The 20,193-nt window shown below is 71.2% G+C and carries 23 protein-coding genes; 14 read left to right on the top strand and 9 right to left on the bottom strand.

From position 1 onward, the window contains the following. Positions 1–69: 69 nt before the first annotated feature. The 8 genes from ACFTQE_RS00355 (at position 70) to mnhG (ending at position 8,435) form a co-directional block, all read left to right on the top strand. Positions 70–1,296 (top strand): sensor histidine kinase, encoded by a 1,227-nt coding sequence (locus tag ACFTQE_RS00355; protein WP_376923196.1) that lies wholly within the window; start codon positions 70–72, stop codon positions 1,294–1,296. After that, complete coding sequence (locus ACFTQE_RS00350; RefSeq protein ID WP_376923195.1) at positions 1,293–1,919, top strand: response regulator; 627 nt, start codon at positions 1,293–1,295, stop codon at positions 1,917–1,919. The genes ACFTQE_RS00355 and ACFTQE_RS00350 overlap by 4 nt, the downstream gene beginning before the upstream one ends. A gap of 164 nt (positions 1,920–2,083) precedes the next feature. Beyond that, complete coding sequence (locus ACFTQE_RS00345) at positions 2,084–5,137, top strand: Na+/H+ antiporter subunit A (protein WP_376923194.1); 3,054 nt, start codon at positions 2,084–2,086, stop codon at positions 5,135–5,137. After that, positions 5,134–5,640 (top strand): Na(+)/H(+) antiporter subunit C, encoded by a 507-nt coding sequence (locus ACFTQE_RS00340; protein WP_376923193.1) that lies wholly within the window; start codon positions 5,134–5,136, stop codon positions 5,638–5,640. The genes ACFTQE_RS00345 and ACFTQE_RS00340 overlap by 4 nt, the downstream gene beginning before the upstream one ends. Beyond that, the gene (locus ACFTQE_RS00335; protein WP_376923192.1) at positions 5,637–7,217 is read left to right on the top strand and encodes a Na+/H+ antiporter subunit D; all 1,581 of its coding nucleotides are present in this window, start codon (positions 5,637–5,639) and stop codon (positions 7,215–7,217) included. The genes ACFTQE_RS00340 and ACFTQE_RS00335 overlap by 4 nt, the downstream gene beginning before the upstream one ends. After that, the gene (locus tag ACFTQE_RS00330) at positions 7,214–7,816 is read left to right on the top strand and encodes a Na+/H+ antiporter subunit E (RefSeq protein ID WP_376923191.1); all 603 of its coding nucleotides are present in this window, start codon (positions 7,214–7,216) and stop codon (positions 7,814–7,816) included. The genes ACFTQE_RS00335 and ACFTQE_RS00330 overlap by 4 nt, the downstream gene beginning before the upstream one ends. Next, positions 7,813–8,085 (top strand): monovalent cation/H+ antiporter complex subunit F, encoded by a 273-nt coding sequence (locus ACFTQE_RS00325; RefSeq protein ID WP_376923190.1) that lies wholly within the window; start codon positions 7,813–7,815, stop codon positions 8,083–8,085. The genes ACFTQE_RS00330 and ACFTQE_RS00325 overlap by 4 nt, the downstream gene beginning before the upstream one ends. Beyond that, complete coding sequence (gene mnhG / locus ACFTQE_RS00320; protein ID WP_074259783.1) at positions 8,082–8,435, top strand: monovalent cation/H(+) antiporter subunit G; 354 nt, start codon at positions 8,082–8,084, stop codon at positions 8,433–8,435. The genes ACFTQE_RS00325 and mnhG overlap by 4 nt, the downstream gene beginning before the upstream one ends. A 115-nt stretch (positions 8,436–8,550) precedes the next feature. Here the strand turns inward: mnhG and ACFTQE_RS00315 are convergent, their stop codons facing one another. Further along, positions 8,551–9,336, bottom strand: a complete 786-nt coding sequence (locus tag ACFTQE_RS00315) for an enoyl-CoA hydratase/isomerase family protein (RefSeq protein ID WP_376923189.1) — start codon at positions 9,334–9,336, stop codon at positions 8,551–8,553. Positions 9,337–9,512: 176 nt separating this feature from the next. On the opposite strand from ACFTQE_RS00315, the gene ACFTQE_RS00310 reads away from it, so the two are divergent. Then, positions 9,513–9,842 carry a hypothetical protein gene (locus tag ACFTQE_RS00310; RefSeq protein WP_376923188.1) on the top strand — a complete coding sequence of 110 codons (330 nt, stop codon included), beginning with the start codon at positions 9,513–9,515 and terminating at the stop codon, positions 9,840–9,842. Positions 9,843–9,866: 24 nt separating this feature from the next. Here the strand turns inward: ACFTQE_RS00310 and paaE are convergent, their stop codons facing one another. From paaE to paaA, 5 genes are read right to left on the bottom strand one after another with little or no spacing between them, the layout of a single operon-like run. Then, positions 9,867–11,054: a 1,2-phenylacetyl-CoA epoxidase subunit PaaE gene (gene paaE, locus ACFTQE_RS00305; protein WP_376923187.1), complete on the bottom strand. Its 1,188-nt coding sequence runs from the start codon at positions 11,052–11,054 to the stop codon at positions 9,867–9,869. Continuing rightward, positions 11,054–11,611 carry a 1,2-phenylacetyl-CoA epoxidase subunit PaaD gene (paaD, locus tag ACFTQE_RS00300; protein ID WP_376923186.1) on the bottom strand — a complete coding sequence of 186 codons (558 nt, stop codon included), beginning with the start codon at positions 11,609–11,611 and terminating at the stop codon, positions 11,054–11,056. Before paaD ends, paaE begins: the two co-directional genes overlap by 1 nt. After that, positions 11,605–12,474 carry a 1,2-phenylacetyl-CoA epoxidase subunit PaaC gene (gene paaC, locus ACFTQE_RS00295; protein ID WP_376923185.1) on the bottom strand — a complete coding sequence of 290 codons (870 nt, stop codon included), beginning with the start codon at positions 12,472–12,474 and terminating at the stop codon, positions 11,605–11,607. Before paaC ends, paaD begins: the two co-directional genes overlap by 7 nt. Further along, the gene (gene paaB / locus ACFTQE_RS00290) at positions 12,471–12,776 is read right to left on the bottom strand and encodes a 1,2-phenylacetyl-CoA epoxidase subunit PaaB (RefSeq protein ID WP_375835668.1); all 306 of its coding nucleotides are present in this window, start codon (positions 12,774–12,776) and stop codon (positions 12,471–12,473) included. The genes paaC and paaB overlap by 4 nt, the downstream gene beginning before the upstream one ends. Next, complete coding sequence (gene paaA / locus ACFTQE_RS00285; RefSeq protein WP_376923184.1) at positions 12,776–13,765, bottom strand: 1,2-phenylacetyl-CoA epoxidase subunit PaaA; 990 nt, start codon at positions 13,763–13,765, stop codon at positions 12,776–12,778. The genes paaB and paaA overlap by 1 nt, the downstream gene beginning before the upstream one ends. Positions 13,766–13,882: 117 nt before the next feature. Between paaA and paaI the strand changes: the two genes are divergently transcribed. The 4 genes from paaI to ACFTQE_RS00265 all read left to right on the top strand — a co-directional run bounded on the left by paaI (position 13,883) and on the right by ACFTQE_RS00265 (position 16,783). Further along, on the top strand, positions 13,883–14,293 hold the full coding sequence (gene paaI, locus ACFTQE_RS00280) for a hydroxyphenylacetyl-CoA thioesterase PaaI (protein WP_375835670.1): 411 nt from the start codon (positions 13,883–13,885) through the stop codon (positions 14,291–14,293). Between the two features lie 135 nt (positions 14,294–14,428). Then, positions 14,429–15,688: a phenylacetate--CoA ligase PaaK gene (gene paaK / locus ACFTQE_RS00275; RefSeq protein ID WP_376923268.1), complete on the top strand. Its 1,260-nt coding sequence runs from the start codon at positions 14,429–14,431 to the stop codon at positions 15,686–15,688. Positions 15,689–15,746: 58 nt separating this feature from the next. Next, the gene (locus ACFTQE_RS00270; protein ID WP_376923183.1) at positions 15,747–16,388 is read left to right on the top strand and encodes a TetR/AcrR family transcriptional regulator; all 642 of its coding nucleotides are present in this window, start codon (positions 15,747–15,749) and stop codon (positions 16,386–16,388) included. Further along, the gene (locus ACFTQE_RS00265; protein ID WP_376923182.1) at positions 16,385–16,783 is read left to right on the top strand and encodes an STAS/SEC14 domain-containing protein; all 399 of its coding nucleotides are present in this window, start codon (positions 16,385–16,387) and stop codon (positions 16,781–16,783) included. Before ACFTQE_RS00270 ends, ACFTQE_RS00265 begins: the two co-directional genes overlap by 4 nt. A 30-nt stretch (positions 16,784–16,813) precedes the next feature. Here ACFTQE_RS00265 and ACFTQE_RS00260 read toward each other — a convergent pair whose 3' ends face one another. Together ACFTQE_RS00260 and ACFTQE_RS00255 are read right to left on the bottom strand one after the other, a co-directional pair. Beyond that, positions 16,814–17,194 carry a hypothetical protein gene (locus ACFTQE_RS00260; protein WP_376923181.1) on the bottom strand — a complete coding sequence of 127 codons (381 nt, stop codon included), beginning with the start codon at positions 17,192–17,194 and terminating at the stop codon, positions 16,814–16,816. Between the two features lie 39 nt (positions 17,195–17,233). Further along, a complete protein-coding gene (locus ACFTQE_RS00255) occupies positions 17,234–17,449 on the bottom strand; it encodes a hypothetical protein (RefSeq protein ID WP_376923180.1) in 216 nt (71 codons plus the stop codon). A 144-nt stretch (positions 17,450–17,593) separates the two neighbouring features. Between ACFTQE_RS00255 and ACFTQE_RS00250 the strand changes: the two genes are divergently transcribed. After that, on the top strand, positions 17,594–19,717 hold the full coding sequence (locus ACFTQE_RS00250) for a DEAD/DEAH box helicase (RefSeq protein ID WP_376923179.1): 2,124 nt from the start codon (positions 17,594–17,596) through the stop codon (positions 19,715–19,717). Positions 19,718–19,768: 51 nt separating this feature from the next. On the opposite strand, the gene ACFTQE_RS00245 is transcribed toward ACFTQE_RS00250, so the two are convergent. Then, entirely contained in the window at positions 19,769–20,113 is a 345-nt protein-coding gene (locus ACFTQE_RS00245) for a hypothetical protein (protein ID WP_376923178.1), read from the bottom strand. Between the last annotated feature and the right edge of the window lie 80 nt (positions 20,114–20,193).

Below are 20,193 nucleotides of genomic sequence, written 5' to 3'. Positions count from 1 at the left end.
GATCGGCTGCCATCGGATAGCCGATCGGATGATGCCGGGCGCGTGGCGCCGTGCCTAGGCTGGGCGATCATGTCCGTTTCCGACCAGACCGGGGTCCGCGGCATCCTCGCGCCCGTGGCCCGACTCGACCGCTGGCTGGCGCTCGTCTTCATCGTGCTCGTCGTCACCTCGGCGGTGCGGTACCTCGAACGCCACGGCCTCGGCGCCGACGGCGTGCTCGTGCTCACCGGCGCCGCGCTGCTCACGGTCGCGTACTCGCTGCGACCGCTCCTGCCGACGCGCTCGTGGTGGCCCACCGCATGGGTCGTCACGGTCACCGTGCTCTGGGCGCTCCTGACGCTCGCGGCCCCCTCGTTCGCCTGGTGCGCCGTGCCGCTCGGGTTCGCCGTGCTGCAGGTGCTGCCGTTCCGCGGCGCGCTGACGGTCGTCGTGCTCATGACGGCGCTCGTCACCGCCGCCGAGCTGCGCATCGCAGACGGCGTCGACCCCACCGTGATCGCCGGTCCGATCGGCATCGCGCTCGTGACCGTGCTCGTCTACCGGGCGCTGCAGCGCGAGTCGGCGGCGCGGCAGGCTCTGCTCGACGAGCTGACCGACGCGCAGCGCGAGCTGCTGCAGGCGCAGCACCGGGCCGGCGCGCTCGCGGAACGCCAACGGCTCTCGCGCGAGATCCACGACTCCGTCGGACAGCGGCTGGCGAGCATCACGCTGCTGCTCGCGGCGACCGAGCAGGACTGGGATCGGCGACCCGACCTCGCGCGCGACCACGTCGGCGTGGCGGCCGCGACGGCTCGAGACGGACTCGCGGAGGTGCGCCGGGTGGTGCACGGGCTCCCGCCCGTCGAACTCGCCGACGACGCCTCGAGCGGGGCGCTGCCGACGGCGTTGCGGCGTCTCGTCGACGAGGCCGGAGGGCCGGGCGCCGGACCCGACATCGGCCTGTACGTGCACGGCGACCCCGTGCCGCTCGCCGCCGACGTCGCCGGGGCCCTGCTGCGCTCGGCCCGCGGTGCGCTCGCGAACGCACTCGAGCACTCCGGGGCCCGTCGGGTCGCGATCACGCTGACCTTCCTCACCGACGAAGTGCGACTCGACGTGCGCGACGACGGCCGGGGCTTCGACTCCGAAACGGTCGCCGAGGCGTCGGACTCTCCGCAACCGGCTCGAGCTGGGCGGGGCCGCGGCCTGCAGGGCATCCTCGACCGCGCTGCCGGACTCGGCGGGCGGGCCTTCATCGAGAGCGCCCCCGGCGACGGCACCACCGTGTCGGTCGAGCTGCCGTTGGAGGGCGAATGAGCGTGCGCGTCGTGCTCGTCGACGACCATCCCGTCGTCCGCGCCGGGCTCTCCGCCCTCATCTCGGGCACCGACGATCTCGAGGTCGTCGGCGAGGCGCGCGACCTCGCGACGGCGCGCTCGGTCGTCGCCGCCACCCGGCCCGACGTCGTGCTGATGGATCTCGACCTCGGCGACGGCCCGGGCGGCGCGGCCGTCACCGCCGAGCTGCGAACGCTCGACGAACCGCCGCGGGTGCTCGTGCTCACGACCTACGCCACTGAGGCCGACATCCTGCGCGCCCTCGATGCCGGGGCGAGCGGCTACCTGCTGAAGGATGCCCCGGCGCCCGAGCTGTTCGCCGGGATCCGCGCGACCGCCCGCGGCGAGACGGTGCTCGCGCCCTCCGTCGCGGCCACGCTCGTGCGCCGCGCGGCGTCGCCCGGCCCCGTCGTCACCGAGCGCGAGGTCGCCGTGCTCGAGCTCCTGGCGCACGGCCTCGGCAACCGCGAGATGGCGAAGGAGCTGTTCGTCTCCGAGGCGACGGTGAAGTCGCACCTCTCGCACATCTACACGAAGCTCGGCGTCGACACCCGGGCCGGCGCGGTCGCCGCGGCGATCGAGCGGCGCATCATCCGCCGCTGATCACGGCCGCCGCACGTCCGATCGGGAGACTCCGAAGCCCTCGAGAACGTCCCGCCCGAGGCATCCGTCGTCGAATTCGATTCCGCTCTCGGCATACGACTCGCCCCGGACGGGATCGGTCCGCCCGGTAAACTGGCTGGACGGTGCGAGCGCGAGGAGGGTGAATGATCTTCAGCCTCGCCCTGTTCGGTGCGCTCGCCCTGATCACCCCGCTCCTCACGAAGTGGCTCGGTCGTCGGGTGTTCGCCGTCATCGCGCTGCTGCCCGCCGCGGTCTTCGTGCTGCTGCTCACCTGGATGCCCGGCGTCCTCGCCGGCACGCCCGTCGTCGAGATCGTGCCGTGGATCCCCACCCTCGACATCGCGCTGAGCTTCCGCCTCGACGCCCTCGCACTGCTCCTCGCCCTCATCGTCACGGGCGTCGGCGCCCTCGTGGTGCTCTACTGCATGCACTACTTCGACGACGACGAGCCGGCCCTCGGCCGCTTCGCGGCACTCCTCCTGGCCTTCGCGGGTGTCATGTTCGGCCTCGTGACCGCCGACGACGTGTTCATCCTGTTCACGTTCTGGGAGGCGACGAGCGTGCTCTCGTACCTCCTCATCGGCCACTACACGGGCCGGAAGGAGAGCCGCGGTGCCGCGCTGCAGGCGCTGACGGTCACGACCTTCGGCGGGCTCGCGATGCTCGTCGGCCTCGTCATCCTCGCGGTCGACGGCGGCACCACTTCGCTCTCCGAGCTCGTCGCGCACCCCGTCACGGGCGCGGCCGGCGAGTGGGCGATCGCCCTCGTGCTGCTCGGCGCGATCTCCAAGAGCGCCCTCGTGCCGTTCCACTTCTGGCTCCCGGCGGCGATGGCCGCGCCTACCCCGGTCAGCGCCTACCTGCACGCCGCCGCGATGGTGAAGGCGGGCGTCTACCTCGTCGCCCGCCTCGCACCCGGTTACGCCGACCTCGAGGTGTGGCACCCGATCGTCATCGGACTCGGCGCGCTCACGATGCTCGTCGGCGGCTGGCGAGCACTCCGCCAGTACGACCTGAAGCTCCTGCTCGCCTACGGCACCGTCAGCCAGCTCGGCTTCCTCGTGATGGTCACGGGATTCGGCACGCGCGACGCGGCGCTCGCGGGTGTCGCACTGCTCCTCGCCCACGCGCTCTTCAAGGCGACGCTGTTCCTCGTCGTGGGCATCGTCGACCACGCGGCCGGCACGCGCGACTGGCGGAAGCTCTCGGGCGTCGGGCGACGCATGCCCGTGATCGCGACGATCGGCTTCGTCGCGGCGGCGTCGATGGCCGGTGTGCCCCCGCTGCTCGGCTTCGTCGCGAAGGAGGCCGTGTTCACGGCCTTCCTCGACGCGGTCGCAGCCGGTGATGCCTGGGCCTGGCTCGCCCTCATCGCGGCGTTCGTCGGCTCGGTGCTCACGGTCGCCTACTCGGTGCGCTTCGTCTGGGGCGCCTTCTTCTCGAAGCAGGATGTCGCGGACTGCCCGCTGCACACCCCGAGCCCCGCGATCGCGGTTGCACCCGGCCTCCTCGCCGCCGCCAGCATCGTCGCCGCGTTCATGATCCCGTTCATCGAGCCGCTGCTCACGGCCTACGCCGACGAGCTGCCCGGCGGCCACGACTACCACCTCGCCCTCTGGCACGGTTTCGAGCCAGCCCTTGCGATCTCGGCCGTCGTGTTCGCCCTCGGCGCCCTGCTCGTCTGGGGCCGCCAGCGGGTCGCCCGCCTCCAGGCCGCCGTGGCACCCGTGCTCGACTCGGCCCGCGGGTACCTCGGCATCGTGTCGGTCGTCGACCGGCTCGCCGCGACCGTCACGACCACCATCCAGTCGCGGGGCCTGCCCGGCTACCTCGCGATCATCGTCGCGGTCTTCATCGGCGGCCTCGGCACGCTCTCGATCCTGAACACCTCGTGGCCGAGCGAGATCCGGCTGTGGGACTACCCCGCCCAGCCGTTCCTCGCCTTCGTCATGGCGGTCGCGGCGATCGCCGCCGCGACGGTGCGCCAGCGCATGACCGCGGTGCTGCTCGTGAGCGTCACGGGCTACGGCCTCGTGCTGCTCTTCGGCATGTCGGGCGCCCCCGACCTCGCCCTCACCCAGGCGCTCGTCGAGACCATCGTGCTCGTCGTCTTCGTGCTCGTGCTGCGGCGCCTGCCGAAGCAGATCGCCCAGCGCAATCCGCCGGTGCACAAGCTCGCCCGCGGCATCATCGGCGCGCTCGCCGGAATCGTCATGGGCGTGCTCGGCCTCGTCGCACTCGGCGCTCGCATCGAGCCGACGATCGCAGAGGGCCTGCCCGCCCTCGCGATCGAGGCGCACGGCAAGAACATCGTGAACGTCATGCTCGTCGACATCCGCGCGTGGGACACCCTCGGCGAGATCTCGGTGCTCGTCGCGGTCGCCACGGGCGTCGCGAGCCTCATCTTCGTCTCGGGCCGCACGGGCGGCGCCCCGCGCCTCGACCACGTCGAGGGGCTCGTGAACCGCCGCGACCGGCTGCGACCCGTGCCCGAGCCCGCGTGGTCGATCCGCGCGCCCCGCACGAGCCTCGCCGACACGGCGGGCGAGACGGATGCCGCGGGCGAGGCTGCGGAGACCCGGCAGACGTGGCTCCTGGCCGGCCGCACGATCTCGCCGCGCAACCGCTCGATCCTCATCGAGGTGCTCGTGCGCCTGCTCTTCCACCCCGCGATCATCGTGTCGGTGTTCCTCCTGTTCGTCGGGCACAACGCCCCGGGCGGCGGCTTCGCCGGCGGCCTGCTCGCGGGCCTCGCCCTCGTCGCCCGCTATCTCGCGGGCGGCCGGTACGAGCTCGGCGAGGCGGCGCCCGTCGACGCGGGGCGCCTGCTCGGCACGGGCCTGCTGCTCGCCGCCGGCACCGCCGCGGGTTCGCTGCTCTTCGGCGGCCCCGTCTTCGAGTCCGCCTGGTTCGAGACCGAGGTGCCGCTGCTCGGCACGATCTCGATCGGCACCTCGACGCTCTTCGACATCGGCGTCTACCTCGTGGTCGTCGGCCTCGTGCTCGACATCCTTCGTTCGCTCGGCGGCGAGGTCGACCGTCAAGAGGAACGCCAGACGGCCGACGACGGCGACGGCGAATTCACGACCGGTGACGGCGAGGGCTCGGCAGAGCACCGCGAAGGGGCCGAGCACGCCGACGGCGCCGAGTACAGCGGCGGCGCCCGCCTGCCCGAACCCGAGGAGGCCCGCCCATGACCGCCTCGCTGACCCTCGTCGTGCTCATGGCCGTGCTCTTCGGCGCGGGCGTCTCGATCATGCTCGAACGCAGCCTCACCCGGGTGCTCATCGGGTTCCTGCTCGTGGGCAACGCCGTGAACATCCTCATCTACCTCATGAGCGGGGCGCCGGGTCTCGCACCGATCCTCGGCGAGGGCGTCGACGCCGATGCCATCTCCGACCCGCTCCCCCAGGCGTTCGTGCTCACGGCCATCGTCATCAACCTCGGCATCACGGCCTTCATGCTCGCCCTGATCTACCGCTCATGGTGGCTCGCGCAGCTCGGCGCGAAGGGAGACCTCGTCGACGATGAGGAGGACATCGCCGAAGACGCCGAGGAGGCGGCCGACCTCATCCGCAGCTCGGCGGCCGACGACCAGGCCATTCAAGACCTCATCGACGCGAGCGACGAGGAACCCGACGAAGACCTGGAGCTCGAGGCATCCGCTCGCGACCGAGACGATGAGGAGGCGAAGTCATGACCGCCGTGCTCGTGCCCCTCGTCGTGCTGCTGCCCCTGCTCGGCGCGGCCAGCGCGCTGATCCTCGGCCGCCACCGCCGTGCCCAGATGGCCGTCAGCCTCGGCGTGCTCGCCGCGGTGACGGTGATCGCCGCGGTACTGCTCGTCTCGGTCGACACGAGCGGGCCGGCCGTCGTCTACATCGGCGGGTGGGATGCCCCGTGGGGCATCACCCTCGTCGTCGACCGGCTGTCGGCGATCATGCTCGTCATCTCGGCGATCATGCTGCTCGTCGTGCTCGTGTACTCCGTCGGGCAGGGCATCGCCGATCAGCATCGCGAGACACCGGTGTCGATCTTCCACCCGAGCTACCTGATCCTGTCGGCGGGCGTCTTCAACGCGTTCATCGCGGGCGACCTGTTCAACCTCTACGTCGGGTTCGAGATCCTGCTGTCGGCGAGCTACGTGCTGCTCACCCTCGGCGGCACTGGCGAGCGCATCCGCGCCGGCGTCACGTACATCATCGTGAGCCTCGTCTCCTCGCTCTTCTTCCTGAGCGCGATCGCCCTCATCTACGGGGCGACCGGCACCGTGAACATCGCGCAGCTCTCGGTGCGCCTCGCCGAGCTGCCGGGTGACGTGCAGCTCATGCTGCACCTGCTGCTGCTCATCGCCTTCGGCATCAAGGCGGCGGTCTTCCCACTGTCGTTCTGGCTGCCCGACTCGTATCCGACGGCACCGGCACCGGTCACCGCGGTGTTCGCGGGCTTGCTGACGAAGGTCGGCGTGTACGCGATCATCCGCACCGAGACCGTGATCTTCACCGAGAGCGACGTCACGGTGCTGCTCATGGTGATCGGCGGGCTCACCATGCTGATCGGCATCCTGGGCGCCCTGACCCAGGCCGACATCAAGCGATTGCTCTCGTTCACGCTCGTGAGCCACATCGGCTACATGATCTTCGGCATCGCGCTCGGCTCGCAGCTCGGCTACGCGGCGACCATCTACTACGTCGTGCACCACATCACCGTGCAGACGACGCTGTTCCTCACCACCGGACTCATCGAGCGCTTCGGCGGTGCGACCTCCATCAACCGGCTCGCGGGCCTCCTGAAGGCCTCGCCACTGCTCGGCGTGCTGTTCTTCATCCCCGCCCTGAACCTCGGCGGCATCCCGCCGTTCTCGGGCTTCCTCGGCAAGACCGGGCTCTTCCTCGCCGGCGGTGAGGAGGCCGCGGCCGACCCTGGCAACGCCTGGCTCGTGTGGATCGTCATCGCCGCCGGTGCCATCACCTCCCTCATCACCCTCTACGCGCTCACCCGCTTCTGGAACATGGCGTTCTGGCGCGGCCGGCGCGAACTCGAGGGCTACGAGTCGGTGCTGCTCGGCTCGGTGCTCGAAGCTCCCGAGGGTGCCACGGTCACCGCGACCCGCACCACTCCGGTGCTCATGGTCGTCGCGACGAGCGCGCTCGTCATGGTGACGGTCTGCCTCACGGTATTCGCCGGGCCCCTCTTCGAGCTCACCGGGCGTGCCGCCGCAGACCTCCTCGATGCCGGGGCGTACGTGTCCCTCGTCTTCCCGGGAGGCATCCGATGACGCACGCCGCAGCGGATGTCTCGCGCTGGCGCTCGGTCTGGCGGCAGTTGCCGCTGCTCGTCGCCCTCGTCTTCCTGTGGGTGTTCCTCTGGGACCAGGTCACCGTGCTCACGGTCGTGACCGGCATCCTGCTCGCGATCGGCGTCACCCGCGTGCTCTACCTGCCGCCCGTGCTGCTCAGCGGCCGGTTCAACCCGTGGCGGGGCCTGCTGCTCGGCCTGCGCATGATGTTCGACGTCACGGTCGCCTCGTTGCAGGTCGCGGTGCTCGCGATCGACCCGCGGTGGAAGCCGATGAACTCGATCATCGCCGTGCAGCTGCTCACCCGTTCCGACCTCGTGACCACGCTGACCGCCGAGGCGATCTCGGTCGTGCCCGGCACCGTCGTCGTCGACATCGATCGCGAACGGGGCCTCCTCTACCTGCACGCCCTCGGCACGCGCACGCGAGCCGACATCGATCGCGTGCGACGCGACGTGCTCGGCACCGAGGAGCGCATCGTGCTCGCGATCGGCACGCACGCCCAGGCGGTCTCCGTTCGCCAGGCCCGCCGCGAACGCCGGGCGATCCGCCCGCAGACGAAGGGATCCGGCTCATGACCTTCATCCAGATCGTCAGTCTGCTCGCAGGCCTCATGTTCGGCATCGGCGCGCTCGCCGCCGTCTACCGCATCATCCGCGGTCCGTCGATCCTCGACCGCGCCCTCGCGACCGACGTGCTGCTCGCCATCGCGATCTGCGCGCTCGGCGCCGAGATGGCGATCAACAAGCACACCGACACGCTCGTGATCATGCTCGTGCTCGCGATGTTCGCGGTCGTCGGCTCGATCTCGATCGCTCGGTTCATGGCGAAGCAGGACGCATCGTGAGCGCCGCCGAGATCGCGGTCGGGCTCCTGATCCTGGTGAGCGCGTTCCTGTCGATGGCCGCGGGCATCGGCATCGTGCGATTCCCCGACGTGCTCACCCGGCTGCACGCCGCGACGAAGCCGCAGGTGCTCGGGCTTGCGACCGTGCTCGTCGCGATCGTCGTGCAGGTGCCCACGTGGGGCGTGCTGACGACGGTCGTGCTCGTGATGACGTTCCAGCTGCTCACCCAGCCGATGACCGCCCACATGCTCGGCCGCTCGGCCTACCGCAGCGACCACGTGCGCCGCGACCTGCTCATCGAGGACGACCTCGATCGCGACATCGCCGAGCACGACCAGACGGGTCGCTGAACCGCGACGATCCCTCGCGAGATGACGCGAATCGACCTGCGGCCCTCACCCGAGGGTCGATTCGCGTCACCTCGGCGACCACGGCGGGCGGGCGGTGGCGGTGACGGTGGCGGTGTCAGCCGCGCCCGGTGAACTCGGGCTTCCGCTTCTCCTGGAACGCGGCGAAGCCCTCGCGGTAGTCGGCGGTGTCGCAGAGGGCGGACTGCGCGCGGTTCTCCTCGGACATCGACGCCCAGAGCCCGAGCCGGTCGTCGCGGAGCGCGGCGACGAGCCGCTTCGAGGCGACGAACGCCTGGGTCGCACCGGATGCCGCGGTGCGGGCCGCAGCGCGGGTGGCATCCGTCACCTCGTCGGCGGCGAAGACCTGGGAGAACAGGCCCGCCGCGACCGCTTCGGCGCCCGACATGAGGCGGCCGGTGACGATGAGGTCCATCGTGCGATGCGTCCCGAGACGCTCGACGAAGAGGGCGTGCCCGCCCGAGTCGAGCGTCGCGCCGAGGTTCGCGAACGGGGAGCCGATCTTCGCGGTGTCGGCGACGTAGACGATGTCGGAGGCGATGAGCAGGCCGAGGCCCACGCCGAGGCACGCGCCGTGCGCGACCGCGAACGTCGGCACGGGGATGCCGGCCATGCGCTGCAGGAGCGGCTCGACGAGTCCGCCGAGGTAGCCGAGCACGTCGTCTTCGCGCGGGTCGACGCCCGAGATGTCACGCCCGGCGCAGAAGGCCCGGCCCTCGCCGCGCAGCACGAGCGCGCGGATGTCGCCGGTCTGCGCCAGCCGTTCGGCCTCGAGGTAGGCCGCTGCCAGCTCGCCGATCGCCGCTTCGTCGAGCGCGTTGAGCTTCTCGGGGGCGTTCAGCACGACCTCGGCGACGCCGTCGGCCACGGTGAGTTCGATCATTCGCTGCTTCTCTCTTCTTCGAGTGTTCACGTTCAACCGACCTGCGCCCACCGTACCGACATCATTCGGCGGAACGCGTGATCACTCGGCGGATCGGGAGGACAATGGAGGAGTCCGGCCGCGCCGGTGCGCACCGCCCACCACGGTGGTTGCGTCCCGACTGCGGAGGCTGAGTGATGACGACGACACCGCCTGAGCACGGTCCGCCCGTGCCGAACCCCGAAACACCTCGACCCGAGGCGCTCCGAGAGTCGTCGGCGCCGCAGAGACCGAACGTCCACGTCACTGCGCTCATCGTGTGGCTCACGATCTTTCCGCTCGTCGCGATCACGAGCGTCGTCTTCGGCCCGCTGATGGCCGAATGGCACCCGGTGCTGCGCGCGTTCGTGCTCACGCTCATCGTCGTTCCGATCGCGGCGTACTGGCTCATGCCGCAGATGTTCCGGTGGTACGCGGCGCTCGAGCGGCGGCGCGCGGCACGGAACTCAGCGAAGCGCGGGCCGTAGCGTCGCACCGGCACGGGTGCGCGCTCACACATCGTAGTCGACGACGACCCGGTCGGACTTGGGGTGGGACTGGCACGTGAGCACGTAGCCGCGTTCGAGCTCGTCGGGTTCGAGGGCGTAGTTCTCGGTCATGGCGACGCTGCCCTCGATGATGCGGGCACGACAGGTGCCGCACACTCCCCCGGCGCACGCGAACGGCACGTCGGGCCGTACGCGGAGCGCCGCGTTCAGGATCGACTCGTTCGCGCTCACCGGGCTGTCGACGCTCGTCGACTGGCCGTCGAGCGTGAACTCGATCGCAACGGTCGGCTCACCGCGCTCGACCACGACGGGGCGACCCTGGCGCGGCTCGACCCGATCGGCGTCGGTCGTGAAGAGCTCGTACCGCACGTGCTTGACCGGCACCCCGCGCGCCTCGAGGGTGTCGCGGGCGAGCTGCACGAGATCGAACGGCCCGCAGAGGAACCACTCGTCGACCGTCTCGGGGCGGATCAGCACGTCGAGCATTCGGTCGAGCTTCTCGCCGTCGATGCGCCCCGACAGGAGCGGCGCGGTGCGCTGCTCGCGCGAGAGCACGTGGTGCAGGGCGAGGCGCGACGGGTAGCGGTCCTTCAGCTCGGCGAGCTCCTCGAGGAACATCACGTCGAGCGTGGAGCGGTTCGTGTAGACGAGCTCGAACTCGGATGTCTCCGAGCGCGACAGCACCGTGTGGGCGAGCGCCATGAGCGGGGTGATGCCCGACCCGGCGGCGATGCCGACGATGTGCTTGCCGTCGAGCGCGTCGAGGCTCGAGGTGAACGTACCCTGCGGGCTCATCACGTCGAGGGTGTCGCCGGCGACGAGTTCGGTGTTCGCCCACGTCGAGAACAGCCCGCCGAGGTCGCGCTTGATGGCGACCGAGACGCTGCCCCGCACGGGCGGCCGGCAGATCGAGTAGCTGCGGCGCAACTCGTGGCCGTCGAAGTCCTTGCGGAGCGCCACGTACTGGCCGGGCAGGTAGGTGTAGTCGTCGGCGAGCGCGTCGGGCACCGCGAAGGTGACCTCGACGGCGTCGGCCGTGAGCGGGCGCACCTCGGCGACCTCGAGCGAGTGGAAGCGCGCGCGATGGCGCTTCGCCACGTGTTCGCCACCGACCGTCGAGGCGAGGAACGACTCGGCGACGGCGGCGTCGCTCGGCGGAGTCGCGGTCGACCCCAGGTTGCGGGCGGCCATCAGAGCACCTTGAAGTAGTCGAAGGGCTCGAGGCAGTCGCGGCACTCGTAGAGGGCCTTGCACGAGGTCGAGCCGAAGCGGGCGAGTTCACGGGTGTTGAGGGAGTCGCAGCGCGGGCACTTCACGGCGAGCTGCACGCGCACGGGGCCGGCCGGGCGAGCGGCCGCACTGCCGCTCGGCGCCTGGATGCCGTAGCGGCGCAGCTTCTCCTTGCCGGCGTCGCTCATCCAGTCGGTGGTCCACGCCGGCGCGAGCACGAGGTCGACCCGCACCTCGCCGTAGCCGGCGTGCGTGAGGGCGAGCAGCACGTCGTCGCGCATGGCGTCGAGCGCGGGGCATCCGCTGTAGGTGGGGGTCAGCTGCACGCGAACGGCGCCGTCGTCGCCGACCTCGACCGAGCGGAGCACGCCGAGGTCCTCGATCGTGAGCACGGGGATCTCGGGGTCGGTCACGGTCGCGGCCACCGCCCACGCGCGCGCGGCCGCCGGGTCGCTCGGCACCGGCCGGGCGACCGACGCGGCGGATGCCTCGGCGCGCTGCGCCATCGCGGTCACCATGATGCTCCGGGGTGCGCGCGCGCGAGCACCTGCATCTCGGCGAGGAGCGGTCCGAGGTGCTCGGTGTGACGGCCGTCGCGGCCGCCGCCCGAGGCGATGAACGCGGTGCGGCCGGCCGGGCGCTCGAGCACGGCCTCGGCGAACACCTCGTCGATGACGGCCTCGAACGCCGGGCGCAGGGTCGACGGGAGCACCGCGACCCCCGTCGCGGCGAGCCGCTCGACGAGGGCGTCGTCGACGAAGAGCTCGTCGGCGTAGGGCCAGGTGTCGGCGATCGCGACGAGCATGCGCCGGCGCGACTCCTCGGTGCCGCCCGCGAGCCGCAGCACCCACTGGGTCGCGTGGTCGCGGTGGTAGTCGACCTCCTTCACCGACTTCGCGGCGATGGCCGCGAGCGTCGGGTCGGCCGAATCGACGAGCCGCGAGTACAGCTCGAACAGGTAGACGGATGCCACGAGCTGCCGCGCGATCGTGTGGGCGAAGTCGCCGTTCGGCTGCTCGAGGAGCCAGGCGTTGCGGAACTCGGACTCACCGCGCCAGTAGGCGAGGTCGTCTTCGCTGCGACCGGTCGCGGTGCCGGCGTAGTGCAGCAGCGATCGGGCGTGGCCGATGAGGTCGAGGGCGATGTTGCCGAGGGCCACGTCCTCCTCGAGCTCGGGCGCGCGGGCGATCCACATGCCGAGCTGCTGGGCGAGCACGAGGGCGTCGTCGCCGAGCCGCAGCGCGTACTCCGCGGCATCCGCCGAGGCGACCGCCGTGGTGCCGTCGGCCGCGGTGCCCGCGAGCTCCTCGGCGAGCGCGAGCCTGTCGACGGAGACGTCGCCGTGGAGGTCGCCGTGGGGGTCGAGGTCTGCGCCGCTCACAGGTGCTTCACCCCTTCGCTCTTCGTGTAGTAGACGGCGTGGCGGTAGTTCTTGCCTGCGGGGCTCTCGAAGAAGGCGCCCTTCGCGTCGGGATCGCTCGTCGTGATCGCGTCGGCGGGCACCACCCAGATCGAGACGCCCTCGTTGCGGCGCGTGTAGAGGTCGCGCGCGTTGCGCACGGCCATGTCGGCGTCGGGCGCGTGCAGCGACCCCACGTGCACGTGCGAGAGGCCGCGGTTGGCGCGCACGAAGACCTCCCAGAGGGGCCAGGCCTCGGTGCCGATCTCGCCGGGTGTCGACATCACGCCACCGCCCCTGCTGCGGCGAGCGCGCGCTCGGACTGCTTGCGGGCGTACTCGTGGGCCGCCTCGCGCACCCAGGCCCCGTCTTCGTGGGCCTCGCGGCGTCGGCGGATGCGCTCCGCGTTCGCGGGACCGCGCCCCGCGAGCACCTCGTTGAACTCGGTCCAGTCGATCTCGCTCATGTCGTACTCGCCGGTCTCCTCGTTGAAGCGCAGGTTCGGGTCGGGCAGCGTGACGCCCATGACCTCGGCCTGCGGCACGAGCATGCCGACGAAGCGCTGGCGCAGCTCGTCGTTCGAGAAGCGCTTGATGTTCCACGCCATCGACTGGGCGGAGTTCGGCGACTGGTCGTCGGGCGGGCCGAACATCTGCAGCGCGGGCCAGTACCAGCGGTTCACGGCGTCCTGCGCCATCTGGCGCTGCGCCTCGGTGCCCTGCATGAGTTCGAGCAGGATCTCGAAGCCCTGCCGCTGGTGGAACGACTCCTCCTTGCAGATGCGCACCATCGCCCGGCCGTAGGGGCCGTAGGAGGCGCGGCAGAGCGGCACCTGGTTGCAGATCGCGGCCCCGTCGACGAGCCATCCGATCGCGCCCATGTCGGCCCACGTCGGCGTCGTGTAGTTGAAGATCGACGAGTAGCGCGCGCGGCCCTCGATGAGCTGGTCGGTCATCTCCTCGCGCGTGATGCCGAGGGTCTGCGCGGCCGAGTAGAGGTAGAGCCCGTGGCCGGCCTCGTCTTGCACCTTGGCCATGAGGATCGCCTTGCGCTTCAGGCTCGGGGCGCGCGTGATCCAGTTCGACTCGGGCTGCATGCCGATGATCTCGGAGTGCGCGTGCTGCGAGATCTGCCGGATGAGCGTCTTGCGGTACGCGTCGGGCATCCAGTCGCGGGGCTCGATGCGGGAGTCGGCGGCGATGAGGTCGTTGAACCGGGCCTCCTCCACGGAGAGCTCCGGGTCGACCGCGCTGAGGTCTGCTGGAGAGGTCATCGTCGACTCCTGTGTCTCTGGATTCGGCATTACTAACCGATCGTTCAGTTAGTATATGCTCATCTCGAGCGCTGCGGCAACGGCGCGCGAACGCATGAACTCGATGAGGAGCTTCACATGGCGGATGCCTCGACCACTTCCACCCGCGCGATGATGCAGCGCGACCAGGCCTCCGCGGCGCTCGGCATGGTCGTCGAGGTCGACGAGCCCGGCCACGCGGTCGTCTCCATGCGGGTTCGCGACGACATGACGAACGGGTTCCACATCACCCACGGCGGCTTCGTCTTCACGCTCGCCGACACCGCGTTCGCGATCGCCTGCAACGAAGACGACACCATCACCGTCGCCGCCGGCGCCGACATCACCTTCCTGAAGTCCACGGTCGTCGGGCAGACCCTCACGGCCACCGCCGTCCGCCGCGCCCGCAGCGGCCGCACCGGCCTCTACGACGTCACGGTCGTCGACGAGCAGGGCGACGCCGTCGCCGAGTTCCGCGGCCGCTCGATCTCCACCAACCGCACCATCTGACCCAGCCACCCAGGAGCCCCCGTGTCGACGACGACCATCTCCCCCTCCGCCTCCGGCCCCGCGTCCGGCTCCGGCCGCGCGTCCATCTCCGGCCTCGCCCCAGCAGCACCCGACGAGCTCGACCCCGAAGAGCGGATGTCCCGCGCCGAGGTCGAGGCGCTCCAGCTCGAGCGACTGCAGCAGACCGTGCAGCACGCCTACGACAACGTGCCCCTCTACACGAAGAAGTTCGACGAGGCGGGAGTGCACCCCCGCGACATCCGCTCGCTCGCCGACGTCGTGAAGCTGCCCTTCACGACCAAGGAGGACCTGCGCCAGACCTACCCGTTCGGCATGTTCGCCGTGCCCATGGAGCAGGTCGCGCGCATCCACGCCTCGAGCGGCACCACGGGTCGGCCGACCGTCGTGGGGTACACGAAGGGCGACCTCGACCGCTGGGCGACGCTCATCGCGAGGTCGCTGCGGGCCAGCGGCATCCGCCCCGGCATGAAGGTGCACAACGCCTACGGCTACGGGCTCTTCACCGGCGGACTCGGCGCGCACGGCGGCATCGAGAAGCTCGGCGCGACGGTCATCCCGATGTCGGGCGGGCAGACCGCGCGGCAGGTGCAGCTCATCCTCGACTTCGAGCCCGACGCGATCCTCTGCACGCCGAGCTACCTGCTGACGATCGCCGACTGCATGGTCGAGCAGGGCATCGACCCGCGTTCGACCTCGCTGAAGGTCGCCGTGCTCGGCGCCGAGCCGTGGACCAACGAGATGCGCCACGAACTCGAGCAGCGCCTCGGCATCGACGCGCTCGACATCTACGGCCTCAGCGAGGTCATGGGCCCCGGCGTCGGCAACGAGTGCCTCGAGACGAAGGACGGGCCGCACATCTGGGAGGACCACTTCCTGCCCGAGATCATCGACGGCGACACGGGCGCCCAGCTCGCCGACGGCGAGATGGGCGAGCTCGTGTTCACCTCGCTCACGAAAGAGGCGTTCCCCGTCATCCGGTACCGCACGCGCGACCTCACGCGCCTGCTGCCCGGCACCGCGCGCCCCGGCATGCGCCGCATCGAGAAGATCACCGGTCGCAACGACGACATGATCATCCTGCGCGGAGTGAACCTCTTCCCGACGCAGATCGAGGAGATCGTGCTCGGCATCGAGCAGCTCACGCCGCACTTCATCCTCGAGCTGCGCCGCACCGGCACGATGGACGACATGACCGTGCGCATCGAGCGCCACCCCGACCTCTCGGTCGAGGTCTGCCAGGCCGCGACCGTCGTGCTCGCCAAGCGCATCAAGGAGGGCATCGGGTCGACCGTCGCCGTGCAGCTCGAAGAGCCGGGCGCGCTCCCCCGCAGCGAGGGCAAGTACAAGCGCGTCTACGATCTGCGGGGCGCGTGAGCGGATGTCGCGCGGCACCTGCCGCCCGCACTGACCGCCGGGTGCGAAGATGATGGCGATGAGCGAGAACGGTTCACTTCGACGGGGGCGCCCCGGGTACGACCAGCAGGGGATCCTCGAGGTCGCCGTCGCCGCGTTCAACCAGTACGGCTACGACGCGACCTCGATGGGCGTGCTCGCCGATCGGCTCGGCCTCTCGAAGTCCGCGATCTACCACCACTTCGCCTCGAAGGACGAGATCCTCGAGCGTGCGCTCGACGACGCGCTCAGCGCCCTCGAGGGGGTGCTCGGCGAATCGGGTGCCACGCAGGGCCGCGCGGCCGATCGACTCGAGGCCGTGCTCGGCGGCGCCGTGCACGTGCTCGTCGACAGGCTGCCGTCGGTGACGCTGCTCCTCCGCGTGCGAGGCAACACCGAGGTCGAGCGGCGCGCCCTCGCACGTCGGCGCGCCTTCGACCGGGCGGTCACCTCGCTCGTCGAGGAGGCGCAGTCCGAGGGGAGCCTCCGCTCCGACATCGACCCGAGCGTCGTCGCCCGCCTCGCCTTCGGCATGATCAACTCGATCGTCGAGTGGTACCGCCCCGGCGGCAAGGAGGACGCCGACCGGCTCGCCGGCGACGTGATCGCCATCGCCCTCGACGGCCTGCGCATGCCGACGTCGAACCGCGTACAGGAACTCATCGAACGGGGACCGGCATGATCGAACCACTCGACGGCCTGCCCGCAGGCGTCATCGGCTTCCGCGCCGTCGGCACGATCGAGGCCGAGGACTACCGCGACGTGCTCGACCCGGCGATCCATGCCGCGCTCGACGCTCGCGGCACGGTCGACTGCGTCTTCGTGATGGGCGAGGAGTTCGATCACTACTCGCTCGGCGCGATGTGGGAGGACGCGAAGCTCGTCGGCCTGCCGCACTCGGCCTGGGGCCGCGCTGCCTTCGTCACCGATCACGACGTGCTCGCCGGCATCGCGACGGCGTTCGGCGGACTCGTGCCCGGGGAGTTCCGGGTGTTCCCGCTGCCGAAGTACGACGAGGCGATCGAATGGGTGGCCGAGTCGGCGGCAACGGTTCCGCCCGCTGCGTCGTCGGACTGACGCGGCCGGCGTCGGCGGGCGCCGAATCGGTCAGTCGTCGCTGCGCATGCGGTCGCTGCGGGCGAGGAACGTCGCGGCGACGATCGTCACGATGCACAGCACCGCCGGACCGACGGTCTTTCCCACGTCGCCCTGCACCGCGCCGATGAACGAGTCGATGCCCTGCACGATCGTCATCGCCACCGCGATGATGAGCAGGCCCGCGTCGGACCTGAACATCGGCGCCACGAGCGCCATCACCACGAGCGCGACGCTTCGCGAGGTGGCGTAGAGCGCGTCGCTCGCCTCGAGCCCGCCGTCGATCACGGCGAGCACCGAGTAGGTGACGCTCACCCCCGCGCTGATGACCGTGACCGCGTAGCAGATCCAGAAGGCCGCACCACGGGTGGCGGCGCGCGTCGTTTCGCTCATGCGTTCAGGGTGGTGGGCGCGAAGGCCCCCGTCAAGCGATCAGGCCGCGGGGCGCGGCATCCGGTTCGCCAGGTGCCGGCGGGATGCCCCGTGGCGAGGTGCCCGCCCGGTCGCCCCTGCGGGCGCCGCCGGTGCTGCGCCGGCGGAAGCTTCGGCACTGCGCTCCAGCGCCACTCGGCGACGCTCGAGGTCGACGGCGATGCGCTCGTCGTTCGCGGCGACGAGGTGGGGAAAGGCGATTTCCGAGATCAACATGTCTGCTCCTGTGTGTCTGAGTCGAGACTCCTCGCTAAGGCGGGGGTGCGGCATCCGGAGATCGCCCTATTCCTCGCCCGGCCGTCTGAGGCGGGTGGGAGTCGCGCCCAGCCGCCTGTCGGTCGCGTGCGCCAGAGTGGGGGGATGACCATCGCAGCGCAGCCCTCCGACACCCGATCCGCTGCGCTCGCCGCCCTGCGCGAGCTCGTGGGGCGCAGCGACGCCGAGTTCCACGACGGGCAGTTCGAGGCGATCGAGGCGCTCGTCGAGGGGCGTCGCCGGGCGCTCGTCGTACAGCGCACGGGGTGGGGCAAGTCGGCGGTGTACTTCGTCGCGACGCTGCTGCTGCGGCGGCAGGGAGCAGGGCCGACCGTGCTCGTCTCGCCGCTCCTCGCCCTCATGCGCGACCAGATCGCGGCCGCCGAGCGGGCCGGCGTGCGGGCCGTCGCCATCAACTCGACGAACGCGCACGAGTGGAGCGACGTGCTCGCCCAGCTCGACCGCGACGAGGTCGACGTGCTGCTCGTCTCCCCCGAGCGGCTGAACAACCCGACGTTCCGCGAAGAGCAGCTGCCCACCCTCGTGCGGCGCATCGGCATGCTCGTCGTCGACGAGGCGCACTGCATCAGCGACTGGGGTCACGACTTCCGGCCCGACTACCGGCGCCTGCGCGACCTCATCTCGCAGATGCCCGCCGAGGTGCCGGTGCTCGCGACCACGGCGACCGCGAACAGCCGGGTCGTCGCCGACGTCGCGGAGCAGCTCGGCACGGGTGCGGCCGACGGGGGCGCCGCCCCCGAGGTCCTCACGATCCGCGGGCCGCTCGCCCGGGCGTCGCTGCGGCTCGGGGTGCTGCGCCTGCCCGATTCACCGAGCCGCCTGGCCTGGCTCCTCAGCCACCTCGACGACCTGCCGGGCTCGGGCATCATCTGCACGCTGACGGTCGCGGCCGCGAACGACACCGCCCGGCTGCTCCGCGAGCGCGGGCATGAGGTGCGCGCCTACACGGGCCAGACCGACACCGACGAGCGCACCGAGTCCGAGGGCATGCTGAAGCGCAACGAGGTGAAGGCGCTCGTCGCGACGAGCGCGCTCGGCATGGGCTTCGACAAGCCCGACCTCGGGTTCGTGCTGCACCTCGGCGCCCCGTCGTCACCCGTGGCCTACTACCAGCAGGTCGGGCGCGCCGGTCGTGCGAGCGAGAGCGCCGACGTGCTCCTCCTCCCCGGCACCGAGGACGCCGCCATCTGGCACTACTTCGCGACCGCGTCGATGCCCGATCAGGAGCGTGCCGAGCGCGTCATCGGCGCCCTCTCCGACGTGCCGGTCTCCACGCCGGCCCTCGAGGCGATGGTCGACATCCGCCGCACACCGCTCGAGCTGCTGCTCAAGGTGCTCGACGTCGACGGCGCGGTGCGCCGCGTGCAGGGCGGCTGGGTCGCCACCGGGCAGCCGTGGGTCTACGACGCCGAGCGCTACGAGCGCATCGCCGCCGAGCGGCTCGCCGAGCAGCAGCACATGATCGACTACGAGCAGACCGACGGATGCCGCATGGAGTTCCTGCAGCGATCGCTCGACGACGACACGGCGGCGCCCTGCGGGCGGTGCGACAACTGCGCGGGCGTCTGGTTCCCGCGCGAGATCGCGGCATCCGCCACGGCCACCGCCGCCGAATCGCTCGACCGCGTCGGCGTGCCGATCGAACCGCGCCGGGCGTGGCCCACCGGTGCCGACCGGCTCGGCGTGCCCGTCAAGGGTCGCATCGCGCCCGCCGAACAGGCGAGCGAGGGCCGCGCCCTGGCCCGCCTCACCGACCTCGGCTGGGGCGGCACGCTGCGCGAGCTGTTCGCGGCCGGTGCGCCCGACGCGCCCGTCTCACCGCAGGTGCTCGCTGCGTGCGTGCGGGTGCTCGCCGACTGGGGCTGGGCCGAGCGCCCGGTCGCGGTCGTGGCGATGCCGTCACGCTCGCACCCGCAGCTCGTGGACTCGCTCGCCCGCGGCCTCGCCGAGGTCGGGCGGCTGCCCTACCTCGGCGCCCTCGAGTTCCGAAACGGCGGTCCGACCGGCCAGCCCGGCGGCAACAGCGCGTTCCGGCTCGCCGGACTGTGGGATCGCTTCTCGGCCGACGGCCTCGATGTGCCCGCGGGCGGCGTGCTGCTCGTCGACGACCAGGCCGACAGCCGGTGGACCCTCACGATCGCCGCGCGCGAGCTCCGCCGGGCGGGCGCGACCGAGGTGCTGCCGTTCGTGCTCGCGCTTCGGGGGTGACCACCGCGCGCGAGCGCCCGTTCGGCCCGCCATGGCGCGGGCTCCGCCGCGTCAGTACCCCTGGATCTCGACCGGCAGGTCGTCTTCAACGGTGATCGTGACCGCGACGTCGAGGGGCGCATCCCATGCGACGTGCAGGACGTAGGTCACCCCGCCCGGGTCGCCGTTGAACTCGTTCCGATGCGGCGAGACGTTCGACACCCACACGTCGGCGTCGCCGACATGGAAGTGGAAGTCCTGCGCCGGCGGCGTCGCCCGCTTCTCCGTGGTACCGAACTGCACCTCGGCGGCGGTGATGTGCACGACGGACTTGGCCGTGATCACTCCCGGCCAGTTGAAGTTGTGCACGCTTCGGCCCTGCACTCCACGACGGATGTAGCGGATCGAGCGTCCCATGATGACCTCCCGGAACTGCGACGGTCCGCACAGCGTCCCGCGCGGACGCTCCGGCCGCCAGAGGGAGAACCCTGAGGTCC

Source organism: Agromyces sp. NPDC056965, assembly GCF_042673425.1.
In the GTDB taxonomy this organism is placed as follows: Bacteria; Actinomycetota; Actinomycetes; order Actinomycetales; family Microbacteriaceae; genus Agromyces.
This window is presented reverse-complemented; position numbering and strand designations above follow the sequence as displayed.